At 67.5% G+C, this 16,139-nt stretch carries 10 protein-coding genes; 4 read left to right on the top strand and 6 right to left on the bottom strand.

Annotated features, from left to right (window positions below; all coding sequences use genetic code 11):
- Positions 1 to 58: 58 nt before the first annotated feature.
- Genes FFS08_RS09275 through FFS08_RS09290 form a run of 4 tightly spaced genes read right to left on the bottom strand, consistent with a single transcriptional unit; the run spans position 59 to position 5,941 of the window.
- Complete coding sequence (locus FFS08_RS09275) at positions 59 to 1,561, bottom strand: tryptophan halogenase family protein (protein WP_137863810.1); 1,503 nt, start codon at positions 1,559 to 1,561, stop codon at positions 59 to 61.
- Positions 1,558 to 3,075 carry a tryptophan halogenase family protein gene (locus FFS08_RS09280; RefSeq protein ID WP_137863809.1) on the bottom strand — a complete coding sequence of 506 codons (1,518 nt, stop codon included), beginning with the start codon at positions 3,073 to 3,075 and terminating at the stop codon, positions 1,558 to 1,560. The genes FFS08_RS09275 and FFS08_RS09280 overlap by 4 nt, the downstream gene beginning before the upstream one ends.
- The gene (locus tag FFS08_RS09285; RefSeq protein WP_137863808.1) at positions 3,072 to 4,493 is read right to left on the bottom strand and encodes a tryptophan 7-halogenase; all 1,422 of its coding nucleotides are present in this window, start codon (positions 4,491 to 4,493) and stop codon (positions 3,072 to 3,074) included. The genes FFS08_RS09280 and FFS08_RS09285 overlap by 4 nt, the downstream gene beginning before the upstream one ends.
- Positions 4,490 to 5,941 carry a tryptophan halogenase family protein gene (locus FFS08_RS09290; protein ID WP_137863807.1) on the bottom strand — a complete coding sequence of 484 codons (1,452 nt, stop codon included), beginning with the start codon at positions 5,939 to 5,941 and terminating at the stop codon, positions 4,490 to 4,492. Before FFS08_RS09290 ends, FFS08_RS09285 begins: the two co-directional genes overlap by 4 nt.
- A gap of 272 nt (positions 5,942 to 6,213) precedes the next feature.
- Between FFS08_RS09290 and FFS08_RS09295 the strand changes: the two genes are divergently transcribed.
- Positions 6,214 to 9,558, top strand: a complete 3,345-nt coding sequence (locus tag FFS08_RS09295; protein ID WP_137863806.1) for a TonB-dependent receptor — start codon at positions 6,214 to 6,216, stop codon at positions 9,556 to 9,558.
- Between the two features lie 56 nt (positions 9,559 to 9,614).
- On the opposite strand, the gene FFS08_RS09300 is transcribed toward FFS08_RS09295, so the two are convergent.
- Positions 9,615 to 10,319 (bottom strand): DUF6445 family protein, encoded by a 705-nt coding sequence (locus tag FFS08_RS09300; RefSeq protein ID WP_212741982.1) that lies wholly within the window; start codon positions 10,317 to 10,319, stop codon positions 9,615 to 9,617.
- 59 nt (positions 10,320 to 10,378) lie between these two features.
- On the opposite strand from FFS08_RS09300, the gene FFS08_RS09305 reads away from it, so the two are divergent.
- Entirely contained in the window at positions 10,379 to 11,398 is a 1,020-nt protein-coding gene (locus FFS08_RS09305) for a cupin-like domain-containing protein (protein ID WP_171012545.1), read from the top strand.
- Between the two features lie 42 nt (positions 11,399 to 11,440).
- Here FFS08_RS09305 and FFS08_RS09310 read toward each other — a convergent pair whose 3' ends face one another.
- The gene (locus tag FFS08_RS09310; protein ID WP_137863803.1) at positions 11,441 to 13,597 is read right to left on the bottom strand and encodes an alpha-glucuronidase family glycosyl hydrolase; all 2,157 of its coding nucleotides are present in this window, start codon (positions 13,595 to 13,597) and stop codon (positions 11,441 to 11,443) included.
- A gap of 131 nt (positions 13,598 to 13,728) precedes the next feature.
- On the opposite strand from FFS08_RS09310, the gene manD reads away from it, so the two are divergent.
- Together manD and FFS08_RS09320 are read left to right on the top strand one after the other, a co-directional pair.
- Positions 13,729 to 14,940 (top strand): D-mannonate dehydratase ManD, encoded by a 1,212-nt coding sequence (gene manD / locus FFS08_RS09315; RefSeq protein ID WP_137863802.1) that lies wholly within the window; start codon positions 13,729 to 13,731, stop codon positions 14,938 to 14,940.
- A gap of 16 nt (positions 14,941 to 14,956) precedes the next feature.
- Positions 14,957 to 16,093 (top strand): endo-1,4-beta-xylanase, encoded by a 1,137-nt coding sequence (locus tag FFS08_RS09320; RefSeq protein ID WP_137863801.1) that lies wholly within the window; start codon positions 14,957 to 14,959, stop codon positions 16,091 to 16,093.
- Positions 16,094 to 16,139 lie beyond the last annotated feature (46 nt).

Genomic DNA, 16,139 nt, shown 5'->3' on the forward strand with positions numbered 1-16,139 from the left:
GCCTTCGCGACTCTGGATCCCCGCCGGCGCGGGGATGACGAAGGGGAATTGAGAGTTCTCATGCGGCGCAATGCTCCCGGATGAAGTCGCGGTGGCTGGGCATGTAGGCGGCCGAATTGGCGACCGCCTCGCGGATATGGGCGAGCCGGTCGCGGGTCTCGTCGAGGTGCATCACGTCGGCCACCGGGTCGTGCGACGCAGGCTCGATCAGCTGGCCGAGCATCACCGCGAACCAGCTGGTGTCGTTGAACAGCTCCTCATTCTCGCGAAAGGCGCGGCCATGGCTGCGGAACACGCGCATCTTCTCGGCCAGCCGCCCGGGGATCTCCATCGTGCGGCAATAGTCCCAGAAGGGGGAATCGGTGCGCTCGGTCGCATGATAATGGAGGACGAGGAAGTCGCGGATCTCCTCGTAATCCGTCGTCATGATCCGGTTGTACCGGTCGATGTCGGCCTGGTTGAAGTCGCGGTCCGGGAACATCGTCAGGAAACGCGACAGGCCCGACTGGATCAGCCAGATCGACGTGCTCTCCAGAGGTTCGAGGAAGCCGCCCGCCAGGCCCATGGCGACGCAGTTCTTTACCCACATCCGGTTGCGGTGACCGGTGGTGAACGGAACGGTGCGCGGATCGGCGAGCGGCTCGCCGTCGAGATTGGCCATCAGGATCGCCGTCGCTTCGTCGTCGGACATATGGTTCGAGGAGAAGACATGGCCGTTGCCGATCCGGTGCTGGAGCGGGATGCGCCACTGCCAGCCGGCCGCATGCGCCGTCGAGCGGGTATAGGGGGTCCAGGCATCGACGCTGGCGCAGGGCACCGCGATGGCGCGGTTGCAGGGAAGCCATTGCGACCAGTCGGTATAGCCGGCCTTCAGTGCCTGCTCGATGATCAGGCCGCGAAAGCCCGAGCAGTCGACGAACAGGTCGGCTTCGATCTCGGTGCCGTCCTGCATCTTCACCGACTGGACGAAGCCGTCCTCGCCGCGCAGCTTCACGTCGACGATCCTGCCTTCGCGGCGCGTCACGCCGCGCGCCTCGGCATAGCCGCGCAGGAACTTCGCATAGAGGCCCGCGTCGAAATGATAGGCATAGGCGATGTCGGAAAGCGGCGAGTTGCCCGCATCGATCGCGCGCATGAACTTGTCGTCGCGCGCCGCCATCGCCTGGAGCGACCATTGGTCGACGTCCGGCGCCTCGCCGAGCTGGCGCAGGCGGAGATAATAAGCGTGGAAGGACACCCCCTTCATATCGAGCCCGTAGCGGCCGAAGGGGTGGAAATAGCGATGGCCGATCCGCCCCCAGTTCACGAACTGGATGCCGAGCTTGAAGCTGCCCCTGGTCTCGCGGACGAACTGGTCCTCGTCGAGCCCGAGCATGCGGTTGAAGGTGGCCATCTGGGGGATGGTCGCCTCGCCCACGCCGATGATGCCGATCTCGTCGCTCTCGACCAGCGTGATCTTCGCATAATCGGGGCCGAGGATGCGGGCGAAGGTGGCGGCGGTCATCCAGCCGGCGGTGCCCCCGCCGACGATGAGGATGGAGCGGATGTTGCGATCGGTCATGAGCCAGTCCTTGCGGGGGCGTTGCGGGCGAGCCAGTCCTCGTGGCGCGGCATCGCCAGCGCGGCGCGGGCGAACATCTCGTGGATGCGCGCCAGGCTGGTGGCGAGCTTGTCGTCGTCGAGGCCGTCCGCGAGCGGATCCCAGCCCCGCGGCATCACCCCCTGCCCCAGCAGCACCGCGATCCAGCTCGATTCCGCGAACAGTTCGTCCTCGTAGCGGAAGAGGCGGCCGCGGTTCCGGAAAAGCGCGAGCTTGCGCTCCAGGCTCGCGGGGACCGCCATCTCGCGGGTCCGCCGCCACAGATCGCCGTCGCGGCGCGCATTGGCGTGATAATGGAGGATCACGAAGTCGCGGACCTGCGCCATCTGGGCATCGGTCAGGCGGTTATACTCGTCCCGCTCCGCCGGGCCGAAGCCGGTATCGGGGAGCAGCGCCATCAGCCGGTGGATGCCCGACTGGACGAGGTGGATGCTGGTGGATTCGAGCGGTTCGAGAAAGCCCGAGGCCAGGCCGAGCGCCACGCAGTTGCGGTGCCACGCCAGCTTGCGCCGCCCGGCCTCGAACTTCAGCACGAAAGGATCGCGCAGCGGCGCGCCGTCGAGATTGGCCAGCAGCGTCTCGCGCGCCGCATCGTCGGAGATGTCGGCACTGCAATAGACATGGCCATTGCCGACCCGGTGCTGGAGCGGGATGCGCCATTGCCAGCCGGCGCGGTGCGCCGTCGCGCGGGTGAAGGGCGTGATCTCCGGCCCCGGGCTCGCGCTGGGGACGGCGACGGCGCGATCGCATTGCAGCCAGTGCGACCAGCTCTCCCAGCCCGCATGGAGCGCCTGCTCGATCAACAGCGCGCGGAAGCCGGTACAGTCGAGGAACAGCTCGCCCTCGATCCGCCGATCGCCTTCGAGCACCACTGCCTCGATGAAGCCGTCCGCGGCGCGCAGCGGCACCTGCGCAACCTTGCCCTCGATGCGGACGACGCCGCGCCGCTCGGCATGGGCGCGGAGATATCGGGCATAGAGCGAGGCATCGAACTGATAGGCATAGGCCATGCGCGACAGGATCGAGCCCGGATCGGCGACCGGGGGCTGGTAGCGGCCCGCCGCCATCGCCAGCGCGCAGACGTTATAGTCCGCGATCCCGCGCACCCGCCCTTCGGCATGAAGCTTGCGCCAGATCTGGTGGAACTTCACGCCCTCGACGTCGAAGCCGAATTCGCCGAACGGATGGACATAGCGATGCCCCTCCCGCGTCCAGTCGACGAACTCGATGCCGAGCTTGATCGTGCCCTGGGTGCTGGCGAGGAAGTCGTTCTCGTCCAGGCCGAGCAGCGCGTTGAAGTTGCGGATTGGCGGGATCGTCGCCTCGCCGACGCCGACCGTGCCGATCTCCTCGGACTCGACCAGCGTCACCGCGACTCCGGCGGGCACCAGCCGCGAGAGCGCCGCCGCCGCCATCCAGCCGGCGGTGCCGCCGCCGACGATGACGATGCTGCGGATCGGCGCGGGAGCACTCATGCGATCAGTCCTTCGGCGCGGAGCGTGGCACCGTGATGGGGCATCGCGCGGACCGCGTCGAGGATCAGCGCGCGGATCCGCCCGGCATGGCCGAGCAGCTGCGCCTCCGGAACGGCATCGGCGAGCGCATCGTGGCGACGCGGGCGCCGGCCCTGGCCGTCGAGCACGGCGATCCAGTCTTCCACTCCGAACAGCTCCTCGTCGTCGAGCGGCACGCGGCCCCGGCTCGCATGGAGATCGAGCTTGTGCCGGAGCGCCTCCGGCACGGGCATCGCGCGGGCGGCATCCCACAAGGGCTCGCCGATCCGGCCGTTGGTCTTGTAGTGGAGGATCGCGAAATCGCGGACGCGATCGGCCTCGCGGGCGGTCAGGCGGTTATATTCGGCCGGCTCGGGGCCGTTCGGCGCGGCGGGGAGCAGGCCGATCAGCCGGTCGAGCGCATTCCGGAGCAGGGCGAGGTTCCAGCCATGGAGCGGCTCGACCAGCATGGCGGCGGCGCCGAGCGCCACCACATTGCCGGTCCAGGCGGCCGCGCGGCGTCCCTGGGCGAGGGAAATCGCACCGGGCTGATCCGGAAGCTGCCCGGCGGCATGGAAGAGCGCCCCGCCCTGCCCGCCGATCAGCGGCACGGTGCGCTGCCAGCCGGCCTCGAAGGCGCCGGCATGGGCATGCGGGGGCGGCACGCCCTCCACTTCGCTCCAGGTCTCGATGACGCGGTCGCAGGGGAGCCAGGCGGACCAGTCCTCCCAGCCACGGTCCAGCCGGCTCGCCAGCAGCGCGGCCGAGCCCGAGCAATCGAGCCAGAGATCGGCGGCGATCCGGGTGCCGTCGCGCAGCTCGACGGCGGCGACGGCCTCCTCGCCGATCGCGCGGCCGAAGCCGCCGGCCGGCGCCAGACCGGTCGCGGCCTGGAGCACGGCAGCCAGGCCGGCGCGGTCGAAATGCAGGCCATAGCCGTAGCTGGAGAGAATCGAGCGCGGGTCGCGGCTCGGCCGGGCGAAGCGGCCCGACGCGGCGGCGATGGCGGCCAGCGAGAAATCGGCGAGGCGAAGCGCGCGGCCGGTCTCGCGGATGCGGCCTGCGAGCTGGTGAAAGGCGATGCCGGCGAGCGGCGCCCCGATCGTGCCGAAGGGCAGGAACCAGTCCGCATCGCGCTCCGCCCAGCCGGAAACGGCGGTGCCGAGCGAGAAGCTGGCGCGCGCGGCACGGAGGAGCACCCCTTCGTCGACGCCGTGATCGCCGAGCCAGGCGGGGAAGTCCGCCAGGCTGGCCTCGGCGGGGCCGAACGGGCCCAGGCTCCAATCCGGACCATCGGTCTCGATGACGGCGATCCGGGTGCCGGGCAGCGCCCGGACGAGCGCCAGCGCCGCCATCCAGCCGGCGATACCACCGCCGACAATGCCGATGCTGCCGATCATGCCGGCATCCCCAGCGCGGCTTCGTGCGCCGGCATCGCCTCGGCCAGCGCGGCGATCCTGGTCCGCATCGCGGCCATGGCGGCGGCGGCGCCCGCCCCGCCCGCGCGCGGATCGCAGTGGCGCGGCGTCACGTGCTGACCGAGATAGACCGCGAGCCAGCTCGGCTCGAGGAAACTGCCCTCGCGATACTGAACCACCACGCCGCGCTCGCGGAACAGGGCGAGCTTGTATGCGAGCGAGTCCGGCAGACGCATGTTGCGGCAATGGCGCCAGAATTCGGAATCGTCGCGCTCCGTGCAATGATAGTGCAGGATCAGGAAATCGCGGACCCGCTCATATTCGAGCGCCATCAGCCGGTTGAACTCCGCCGCGTCGAGCGGGTCCCAATCGCGGGTGGGGAAAAGGTCGAGCAGCCGGCCGATCGCCAGCTGGATCAGGTGGATGCTGGTCGATTCCAGCGGCTCCAGAAAACCCGAGGACAGGCCGATCGCAACGACGTTGCCGACCCATTGCCTGCGCCGCTTGCCGGTGACGAAGCGGAGGCGGTTGGGATCGGCCATCGGCGGTGCGGCGATCGCGCCGAGCAAGGTCCGCAGCGCATCCTCGTCGCTGGTGAAGCCGCTCGCATAGACATGGCCGTTGCCGGTGCGATGCTGGAGCGGGATCCGCCAGATCCAGCCGGCATCCTGCGCAGTCGCGCGAGTCAGCGGCGCGATCGGGCCGGCATTGGCACAGGGCAGCGCGATCGCCCGGTCGCAGGGCAGCCAATGCGTCCATTCCTCATATCCGGTATGGAGCGCCTGCTCGATCAGCAGGCCGCGAAAGCCCGAGCAGTCGATGAACAGATCCGCTTCGAGCGCCTCGCCGCTCTCGAGCAGGACCGAGCGGACGAAGCCGCTCTCTCCATCGAGCGCGACGTCGACCACCTTGCCCTCGCGCCGGACGACGCCCCGCGCCTCCGCATAGCCGCGCAGGAACTTCGCATAGAGGCCGGCATCGAACTGATAGGCATAGTTGTAGGGATCGCCGTCGGGCCGGCGGAAGCGGCCGCGCCGCGCCGCCTGGATGGGCAGCGAATATGCCTCGAACGCCCCGGCTTCCCGCGCGGCGCACCATAACTGGTGGAAGGGCACCCCGCCGATCGGCGCACCGAACTCCGCGAAGGGATGGACATAGGAATCGCCCTTGCGGCCCCAGTCCACGAATTCGATGCCGAGCTTGTAGGTGCCCTTGGTCGCGGCAAGGAAATCGGCTTCGTCGATGCCCAGCGTCGCGTTGAAGTGGCGGATGTGCGGGATCGTCGCCTCGCCGACGCCGACCGTGCCGATCTCGGCCGATTCGACCAGCGTGATCCGCGCGGGGGTGCCGGCGAACTTATGCGCCAGCGCGGCGGCAGTCATCCACCCCGCGGTGCCCCCGCCGACCACGACCATGCGCCCTGCCAGCATTCTTGCGATGCCCCTCTCCGCCCTGAATGTTAGCGCTCCCGTCGCGAAACCGTCAATCGCATCCGCGAGTGATTCGAGGCCGGAATACGCTCTTCGCGGTTGCGGGATTCGTGCCGCGATGCAACGAAACCGTTGCGAAAACGCCACAAATCCGTGGTTTGCATCGCGGTGTCACAAGACGGCTTGATCTTTCGATAACTCCTACTTTAGGTTCGGCCCAAACAAGAAACGCGCCAATATATGGTAGCGCTAACACGGGAGGGGACAGCGCGATGCGAAAGCACGATTCAATTCATCATGTCGGCGGGACTGGCAGGTTCCGCACGGGGGCGCTGCGCGCCGGCGTCTCGGCCGCGGCGATGGCCTGCCTTTCGGTCGCCGCGCCGGCCTGGGCGCAGAGCACGCAGGGAGTGCCCGCCACCGGCGATGCGCAGACCACGGAAGACACGATCGTCGTCCAGGGCTATCGCCAGTCGCTGCAGAGCGCCCAGTCGCTCAAGAAGAATGCCGACGTGATCGTCGATTCGGTGACTGCCGAAGACATCGGCGCCCTGCCCGACCGCTCGGTGACCGAGACGCTGCAGCGCATTCCCGGCGTGTCGATCAATCGCTTCGCCGCCGGCGTCGACCCCGATCACTTCTCGGTCGAGGGCTCGGGCGTCGTCGTGCGCGGCCTCACCTATGTCCGCTCGGAGTTCAACGGCCGCGAGGCGTTCACCGCCAATAACGGCCGCTCGCTGAGCTTTGCCGACGTGCCGTCGGAGATGATGGGCGGCGTCGACGTGTTCAAATCGCCCTCGGCCGACCGCATCGAAGGCGGTATCGCCGGCGTGGTCAACCTGCGCACCCGCAAGCCGTTCGACAACAAGAAGGGCCTGGTGATCGCCGGCTCGCTCGAGGCGAATTACGGCGACTACAAGAAGGAATGGACGCCGACCGGCTCGCTGATGGTCAGCGACCGCTGGGAAACCGGCATCGGCGAGATCGGCGTGCTCGCCAACTTCTCCTATTCGCAGCTGAAGAGCCAGTCGGACCGTTTCCAGGTCTCCAGCTTCCGCATCCGCAACCTCTATTCGGACGGCGACGTCATCAACAACGGCAATGGCGCGACGGTCCAGCGCCAGGTCTATTTCCCGCGCGGCGCAGTGATGGGCCGCCAGGAGTTCAATCGCGAGCGCTATGGCTATGCCGCGGCGCTCCAGTATCGCAGCAATGACGGCTCGATCGAGGCAGTCGCCCAGTTCCTGCGCTCCGACGCACGCCAGGCCTGGACCGAACGCACGATCGAAATCGCGACCGACAACGTCTCGTCCAACGGCGATTCCCGCCGCGTGCCGGGCACCACGCTCGACTTCGACAGCGACGGCATGTTCGTGAGCGGCACCATCACCGGCCCGACCGGCTGGCGCGGCGACCAGAATATCGGCGGCGGCAACAGCGGCCTGATCCCGCGCGTGCCGATGCTGGGCCTGCAATCGAACAACCAGCGGCGCGACCACCAGGAGAAGCTCGTCACCGACGATTACGGCTTCAACCTGAAGTGGAACGCCAGCGAGCGGCTGGGCGTGGTCTTCGACTATCAGCATGTGAAGTCGAGCACCAACCTGCTCGACAACACGGTGTGGAACTCGACCTATCAGAACGCGTCGATCCGGCTGAACGGCTCGAGCTTCCCGACCGTGGCCTTCCTGCCGCCGCAGGTCTGCAGCGGCCCGGCCGCCAACATGCAGGACGCGCAGGGCACCGACAATGACTGCCGCGCCGGCGGCAACCCCAACCAGTACATGCCGAACTATTTCGGCGCCGGCCACACCAGCTTCACCGATCCGTTCAACAGCTTCCCGCGCGCGGCGATGGACCATATCGAGCAGAGCGACGGCAACTCGGACGCCTTCCGCCTCGACCTCGACTATGCCATGCCCGAGGGCAGCTTCCTGAAGTCGATCCAGGGCGGCGTGCGCTATGCCGATCGCGACCAGGTCTCGCGCTTCTCGCGCTACAATTGGGGCGTGCTCTCGGAACAATGGGGCAATAACGGCCCGGTATGGATGGACATGCCGGTGAACGGCAACAATGCCAGCCGCACCGACGGGCAGCCGTTCAACGCCAATACGCCCTATTATTTCAACAACTTCTTCCGCGGCCAGGTGACCAATCCGCTCGGCGGCGACGGGCGCCTCTATTATTCGGGCAACACCGTCAGCGATTATGACGCGATGGTGCGCTACGCCAATGCGATCGCGCGCGAATGGCAGGGCACGACCACCTGCGCCGCCGACGGGCGGACGGTCAACGCAGGCTGGAACGCGCTGGCCAATCGCTGCGGCGTGATCTCCGGCACGCCGTTCCTGCCCGACGAGATCAACCCGATCCGCGAGCGCAATTACGCCGCCTATCTGATGGCGCGCATCGACACCCATCTGGGCGGGCTGCACCTGACCGGCAATGTCGGCGTGCGCTACACCAAGACCAAGCGCTCGACGGACGGCTATATCTCGTTCAGCAACACCACGGCGCTGCCGACCGACGCGACCTGCGCCACGCCGCCGCCGGCCGGGCAGACGGCTTCGCCCTTCTGCTCGTTCGACCAGGCGACCCGCGACAAGGCGCGCGCCTTCGTCAACGGCGCGCTGATCCCGTCGCACGTCCAGTTCGACTATGACTATTGGCTGCCGAGCGCGAACTTCAAGCTCGAGGTGGGCGGCGGGCTGCAGTTCCGCGCCGCTTATTTCAAGGGCGTCTCGCCGCCTCAGACCGGCTATATCCGCAACTATCTCCAGGCCAATCTGAGCGCGGTGCAGAATGTCGACGCCAGCGGCAGCCTGATCCCGGGCAGCTTCCGCCTGCAGGGCGTCACCACTGCGGGCAACCCGTATCTGATGCCGGTGAAGGCCGACAATTTCGACCTGACGGCGGAATGGTATTTCTCGCGGGTCGGCTCGCTGACCGTCTCGGCTTTCTACAAGGTGCTCGACGGCGTGGTGACCAACAACACCCGCCGCGTCGACCTGACCAACAACGGCCAGACCTATCCGGTGGTGATCACCACGCCGATCAACGCCACGCAGAAGGGCAAGATCAAGGGCGTCGAGGTCGGCTATCAGCAGACGTTCGACTTCCTGCCCGGGCCGCTGAAGGGCCTGGGCCTGCAGGCGAACTACACGTACATCGACAGCTCGGGAGTGCCGCAGTCGACGCTGTCGGAGACCGATCCGGACGTCGCGGCTGGCCGCGTCACCACGGTCGACCTGTCGCTGCTGCCGCTGCAGGGGCTCTCGAAGCACCAGGTGAACATCACCCCGTTCTTCGATTATGGCCCGGTGTCGCTCCGCGCGAGCTATTCGTGGCGCTCGGACTTCGTACTGACCATCCGCGACGTGATCGTGCCCAACGACCCGATCATCAACAAGGCGACCGGCCAGCTCGACGCGTCGATCTTCTTCACCATCACCCCGCAGATCAAGATCGGCGTCCAGGGCTCGAACCTGACCAACGAGATCACCCGCACCACCGCGGTGATCACGAAGATCGGCGATCCGAAGGGGTATGTGGAGGTACCGCGCGGCTGGTACATGAACGACCGCCGCTTCGCCGCGATCGCGCGCTTCAACTTCTGATCCCGCGAAACACCCAGCCTGGCGCTGCCGGTTCCCAGCCGGCGGCGCCGATCTTTTCAGGCGGGGCGATAGCTGAGGAAGATATTGGCGGTGAGTCGGCCCCGGCGCGGATCGGCCGAGCCGGGGCCGGCAACCAGCCCCGAATGCAGCTGGCGGCTGCGATAGACCAGCAGCCGGTCGAACGCGGCATCCACCGCGGCGATCCGTTCGAACTCCGCAGTGTCGCCCTGGATATAGCCGGGCGCCGGCGCCGGCTCGGCGGCACGCGCGGCGGCATAGTGCGCCGCGCGCTCGGGGGTGATCGCTTCGAAGCCGGTGGCGCGGTGGCGATAGAAGCCAGTGCCGCCCTGCTCCGGACCGCACAGATAATGCAGGAAGGCGAATTGCAGCGGATCGGTGGTATCGATGTGCGGCGCGCGCTGCGACGGCAGGAGCGTGCCAGGTGCGAGCGTGACCAGCGAGAAATTGCATTCGGCGCGGCCGAGCCGGACCGCACCCAGCTCGAACGCGTCGCGCACTGCCGGATCCAGCGCCCGGACCACCGCTTCGACATAATCGAGCGGCGCGGGCGCACGGATGCCGGGATAACCACCCTGCGGGCCATGGACGGGCGCGAAGCCGGTCTCGGTCGCAGCATAGTCGATCAGGGCCTCCGGCGCGCGCATCAGCCCGTCGAGGCAGAGCAGCGGCTCCCCTTCCCGCCCCAGGCGCGAGAGCCGCGCGGCGGGCCGCGGATTGAGCGAAAAATCGTGCGACGACACGGACATGCCGGGGACACGAACCACCCGGATATGACCAGCGCATTTCCGGGATGACGAAAATGTCCAGCCGCGAGGAAGCACCGATCCGCGAAATCGAAGGGCCGCTGGACGCCGCCGGGCTGCGTGCCATCGTCGACGATTATGCGCCCGTCGTGCTGCGCGGCGCGACACGGGACTGGCCGCTGGCGGCTGCCGCCCGGCAATCGGACGAGGCGGTGTGCGACTATCTGCTCGGCTTCGATCGCGGCGCGTCTGCCGAGGCGTTCATCGGCCCGCCGGCGATCGCGGGCCGCTTCTTCTATTCCGAGGACATGCGCGGTTTCAATTTCGAGCGGCGCAAGGGGCGCTTTGCCGACCTGCTGCGCTATGTGCTGCAATTGCGGGGCCGCGACCACGCGCCTGCCGTCTATGCCGGCGCGGTGGAGACGGCGCAGGCGCTGCCGGGCTTCGCGGGCGCCAACGCCCTGCCCGCGCTGCTCGGCATGGGTGCCGAGCCGCGGATCTGGATCGGCAACCGGACCAGCATCAGCACGCATTTCGACGCGTCGGACAACATTGCCTGCGTCGCGGCCGGGCGGCGACGCTTCACGCTGTTCCCGCCCGATCAGACGGCGAACCTCTATATCGGCCCGCTCGACCATAATGTGGCGGGACAGCCCCTGAGCATGGTCGACATGGCCACCCCCGATTTCGCGCGCTTCCCGCGCTTCCGCGAGGCGCTGGCGGCGGCGCGGACGGCCGAGCTCGAACCGGGCGACGCAATCTACATCCCGGCGCTCTGGTGGCATCAGGTGGAGGCGCTCTCGCCGTTCAACGTGCTGGTCAATTTCTGGTGGCCGGATTCGCCCGACCAGGACGCCCGCTTCGACGCGATGGTTTATGCGGTGCTGACGCTCAGCCACTTGCCGCCCGGGCGCCGCGCGGCCTGGTCCGAATATTTCGACACCTTCGTCTTCCGCGAACATGGCGACCCGGCCGCGCACCTGGCACCCGAGCATCGCAGCGTGCTGGGCGAGCCGACGCCGCAGCTGCGGCAGTACATCAAGCAATATCTGGCGCGGGGGCTGGCCAGGCCCTGAGGCGATCAACCCTCTCCCGCTTGCGGGAGAGGGATTGCAGGGCTACTTCCCCTGCCCCGGCGCATAGGGCGTGGTGATCGCCTTGTAGTGATCGAGATCATGGGCCGGCGGCGCGTGCCCTTCCGGCAGCGGGCGCTTCGCGATCGACTGGAAATACGCCACCGAAGCGTCGCGCCACCAGATCGCCTCCTCCAGCTGGATCGCCAGGAAGTCGCGCACCTCGGCCCAGCGGGTCTCGTCGACCTTGCCGCGCAGCCCGGCCCAATCGGCCTGCATGCGGCGGACCCGGCCCACTCCGGCATCGTAGTGGATCACCAGCTCGTCCCACAGCGCGCGCCCGGACTTCATCCGATAGTCCCAGGGAACATGGTGGAACCAGAGCAGCAGCGCGTCGGGCACCGTCGCCAGGCTGCCCCAGTTCTTCGCGACCTGCGGCGCATATTGGGAGAGCGCGTCGCTGCCCCTGGCGGTGCGGTCGAAACCGATGCCGTCGGGGCGGGCCTGCGCATAATAGACCGGGTTCCATTCGGGCCGCTTGAGGTCCGCGACCCAGGGCCCCGGGCCATAATGATGGCCGGTCGCCATCTGATGGGTGAGGCCGAGCGGCGTCATATAGTCGACCACCGCCTCGCGCGAGCCCATCATCATCCGGACGATCGTGGCCGTCACCGCCGGATCGCCGCCCCAGGTCATCCGCGCCCAGTCGCGCGCGATCGCCTCGGCCTTGGCATCCGGATCCCAGGCGAAGCGCCCAAAGGCGTACCAATTGGCCTGATCGAACTGCGAGCCCGACCAGTTGCGGTCGCTGCCGATATTGGCGACTCCCGCCATCCCGGTGGCCGCGCCGGCATCGACCGGCGTCTCGATCACCTTGGCGACGGTGCTGCCCCTGGCGGGACGGAAGGTATCGGCCCCGAGCACTTCCTCCCACATCGTGCCGAGATAGGCGAGGTGCGTGGCGAAACCGAGATACTCCTTGGTGATCTGGAATTCCATCATCAGCGGCGTTCTGGGCATCGCCCCGAACAGCGGATGGAAGGGCTCGCGCGGCTGGAAGTCGATCGCGCCGTTCTTGACCTGGACGAGCACATTGTCGCGGAACTTGCCGTCGAGCGGCTGGAATTCGGCATATGCCTGCTTGTGCCGGTCCTCGGCATTCTCGGCGGCATAGACGAAGGCGCGCCACATCAGGATGCCATGATGCGGGGCAAGCGCGTCCGCCAGCATGTTGGCGCCTTCGGCATGGGTGCGCCTGTAGTCCGCCGGGCCGGGCTGGCCCTCGGAATTCGCCTTGACCAGCAGGCCGCCGAAATCGGGGATGACGCGGTAAATCTCGTCGATCTTGGCCTTCCACCAGGCCCGGACCGCGGGATCGAGCGGATCGGCGGTCTGGAGCTTGCCGAGCTCGATCGGCGCGGAGAAGCGCGCGGTGAGATAGACCTTGATGCCATAGGGCCGGAAGACCTCGGCCAGCGCCTTCACCTTCTGCAGATAGTCGGGGCGCAGGATGTCGGCATTGGCGTTGACGTTGGTCAGCACCGTGCCGTTGATCCCGATCGAGGCATTGGCGCGGGCATAATCCGTGTAGCGCGGATCCTTGTGGAGCGGCAGCTTCTGCCAGTCCCAGATCGACTGGCCCGAATAGCCGCGCTCGACATGGCGATCGAGATTGTCCCAATGGTTGAGGACGCGGACCTGGAGCTTCGGCGCATCGACAATGTCGAGCTTGTCGATCGGCTGGCCGGTCTGGAGCAGTTGCAGGAAACGAAACACGCCGTAGAGTGCGCCGATGTCGCTGTTGCCGGCGATGATCGTCACGCGCTTGCCCTGCACCGTCGCGCTGCGCAGGAGATAGCCCTCCCGGCCCAGCCTGGCGAACGGCAGGCCGAGCCCTTGCACCAACGGCGAGCCGGCGCGAGCGACCAGCAGGGTGCCGTCCCGAAGCTCGGCGCCCTGCCGCGTCAGCTCCCCGCCGAACATCCCCCGATAGCCCCGCTGGAGCTCGTCGACGGCGGCGCGGATCGTCGGGCCGTCGCCGGGCGCGACGATGCCGGCGATCTGCGGTTCGTACCGCGCCCTCGCGGCGGATTCGAGCGGCCGATAGCGCAGCCAGAGATCGTATCCGTCCTCGGCATGGCCTTGATTCGCAAGGCCGAAACACAAAAACGCAGACAAAATAGCCAACAATTTCCGAAGCATCGCTCTTCCCATTGACTGACGGTCGAACGCCGCCGTTGACAAGCTTGTAACAGGTCAACAATGGTAGCGCTACCAAGCAAGAAGGCGCGCGACGGACGACGCGCCGGACAGGAAGGGGAAGCTCTCGCGCCATGGCCGAAATCACATCCGCGCGCGTGATCGTCACTTGCCCCGACCGCAATTTCGTGACGCTCAAGATCGAGACGGCGGACGGCACGACCGGCATCGGCGATGCGACGCTGAACGGGCGCGAGCTGGCGGTGGTCGCCTATCTCCAGGACCATGTCATCCCCTGCCTGATCGGGCGCGACGCGCACCGGATCGAGGATATCTGGCAGTATCTCTACAAGGGCGCCTATTGGCGGCGCGGGCCGGTGACGATGTGCGCGATCGCCGCGGTCGACGTGGCGCTGTGGGACATCAAGGCCAAGGTGGCGGGCCTGCCGCTCTACCAGCTGCTGGGCGGTGCGAGCCGCGACGGCTGCATGGTCTATGGCCATGCCAATGGCGCGACGATCGAGGAGACGATCGCGGAAGCGGTTCGCCATGTCGAGGAAGGTTACAAGGCGGTGCGGCTCCAGGCCGGCGTGCCGGGGCTCAAATCCACCTATGGCGTCGCCAAGCCGGGCCAGCGCTACGAGCCGGCGGACGGCGCGCTGCCGACCGAGAGCCTGTGGTCGACCGAGAAATATCTCCGCTCGGTGGCGCCGCTGTTCGAGAAGGCGCGCGAAGTACTGGGCTGGGACGTCCACCTGCTTCACGACGTCCACCACCGGCTGACCCCGATCGAGGCGGCGCGGCTGGGCAAGGAGCTGGAGCCGTATCGCCTGTTCTGGCTGGAGGACGCGACGCCCGCCGAGAACCAGGCCGGCTTCCGCCTGATCCGCGAGAAGACCACCACCCCGCTGGCGGTGGGCGAGATCTTCAACACGATCTGGGACGCGAAGCAGCTGATCGAGGAGCAGCTGATCGACTATGTCCGCGCGACGATCGTCCATGCGGGCGGCATCACCCATATGCGGCGCATCGCTTCGTTCGCGGATCTCCATCAGGTGCGCACCGGCTGCCACGGCGCGACCGACCTGTCGCCGGTATGCATGGCGGCGGCGCTGCACTTCGGCCTGTCGGTGCCCAATTTCGGCATCCAGGAGCTGATGCCGCACACGGCGGCGACCGATGCGGTCTTCCCCCATGCGTACCGTTTCAAGGACGGGATGATGCATCCGGGCGACGCGCCGGGGCTGGGCGTGGCGATCGACGAGGAACTGGCGGCGAAATACGAGTATAGACGCGCCTATCTCCCCGTCGCGCGGCTCGAGGACGGAACGCTGTTCAACTGGTGAGCGGGAGAGGCTTGCGATGATCGAACTGACACGCCGTGGATTGCTGGGCGCGGGCGCTGCGCTGGCGCTGCCCTTCCCCGCAATTGCGCAGGCGGCCGAGGGGCTGAACGCCGTCGCCAGGACCAAGGGCATGCGCTTCGGCTCGTGCTTCGCCTGGAGCCCGCCGGGCGCCGATCGCGGCTCCTTCGCCAATCCGGAATATGCCGCGCTGCTCAAGCGCGACTGCGGCGTGCTGGTGCCCGAGAACGAGTTCAAATGGCAGGCGATCCGGCCCGACGCCAAGACCTTCGACCTCGACCATTTCTCGGACATGCTCGACTATGCCGAGGCGAACGGCATGGCGATGCGCGGCCACACCCTGTTGTGGCACAAGACGCAATATTTCCCGAAATGGCTGAACGACCATGATTTCGGCGCCAGCCCCGCAAAGGAGGCCGAGCGCATCCTGGGCACGCACATCCGCACCCTGTGCAAGCTCTATGCGAGCCGCATCATCAGCTTCGACGTGGTCAACGAGACCGTGGAGGAAGGCACGGGCGCGCTGCGCACCTCGTCGCTCTCCAAGGCATTTGGCGGGACCGAGGCGATGCTCGACTTCGCCTATCACACCGCGCGCGAGCATGCGCCCGGGGTGGAGCTGGTCTATAACGACTATATGAGCTGGGAACCGGGCAATGAGGGGCATCGCCGCGGGGTGCTCGCGTTGCTCGAGGGGTTCCGCAAGCGCGGCACGCCCTGCGACACGCTGGGCGTGCAATCACATATCGGGCTGACAGGCGACGGCACGGTGGGCGCGCTGGTGAGCAGGCAGGAAGGGCCCTGGCGCGGCTTCCTCGATGGCGCGGTGCAGATGGGCTACAGGCTGGCCGTCACCGAGTTCGACGTGAACGACAAGGCATTGCCGACCGACGCGAAGCTCCGCGACGGCATCATCGCCAACTATGCTGCGGCCTATCTCGAGATCATGTTCTCCTATCCGCAGCTCAGGGACGTGCTCGCCTGGGGCATGTGCGATCGCTTCACCTGGCTCAACGGCTTCACGCCGCGCAAGGACGGGACGCGGCAGCGCGCGACGCCCTATGATGCGGAATACCGGCCCAAGGCGCTTTACGGCGTGATCCGCGATGCCTTTGCCGCGGCACCGGCACGATAGGTCGATCTTGTCCAAGATCGTTCAGGAAACTCGTGCTAGGGGCTGA

The sequence above is a fragment of the Sphingomonas sp. 1F27F7B genome (assembly GCF_005503355.1).
Lineage (GTDB): Bacteria > Pseudomonadota > Alphaproteobacteria > Sphingomonadales > Sphingomonadaceae > Sphingomonas.

Coding starts and splice junctions, on each gene's coding strand:
- FFS08_RS09275 (WP_137863810.1), bottom strand. CDS start 1,561: ATGACCGATCGCAACATCCGCTCCATCCTCATCGTCGGCGGGGGCACC.
- FFS08_RS09280 (WP_137863809.1), bottom strand. CDS start 3,075: ATGAGTGCTCCCGCGCCGATCCGCAGCATCGTCATCGTCGGCGGCGGC.
- FFS08_RS09285 (WP_137863808.1), bottom strand. CDS start 4,493: ATGATCGGCAGCATCGGCATTGTCGGCGGTGGTATCGCCGGCTGGATG.
- FFS08_RS09290 (WP_137863807.1), bottom strand. CDS start 5,941: ATGCTGGCAGGGCGCATGGTCGTGGTCGGCGGGGGCACCGCGGGGTGG.
- FFS08_RS09295 (WP_137863806.1), top strand. CDS start 6,214: ATGCGAAAGCACGATTCAATTCATCATGTCGGCGGGACTGGCAGGTTC.
- FFS08_RS09305 (WP_171012545.1), top strand. CDS start 10,379: ATGTCCAGCCGCGAGGAAGCACCGATCCGCGAAATCGAAGGGCCGCTG.
- FFS08_RS09310 (WP_137863803.1), bottom strand. CDS start 13,597: ATGCTTCGGAAATTGTTGGCTATTTTGTCTGCGTTTTTGTGTTTCGGC.
- manD (WP_137863802.1), top strand. CDS start 13,729: ATGGCCGAAATCACATCCGCGCGCGTGATCGTCACTTGCCCCGACCGC.
- FFS08_RS09320 (WP_137863801.1), top strand. CDS start 14,957: ATGATCGAACTGACACGCCGTGGATTGCTGGGCGCGGGCGCTGCGCTG.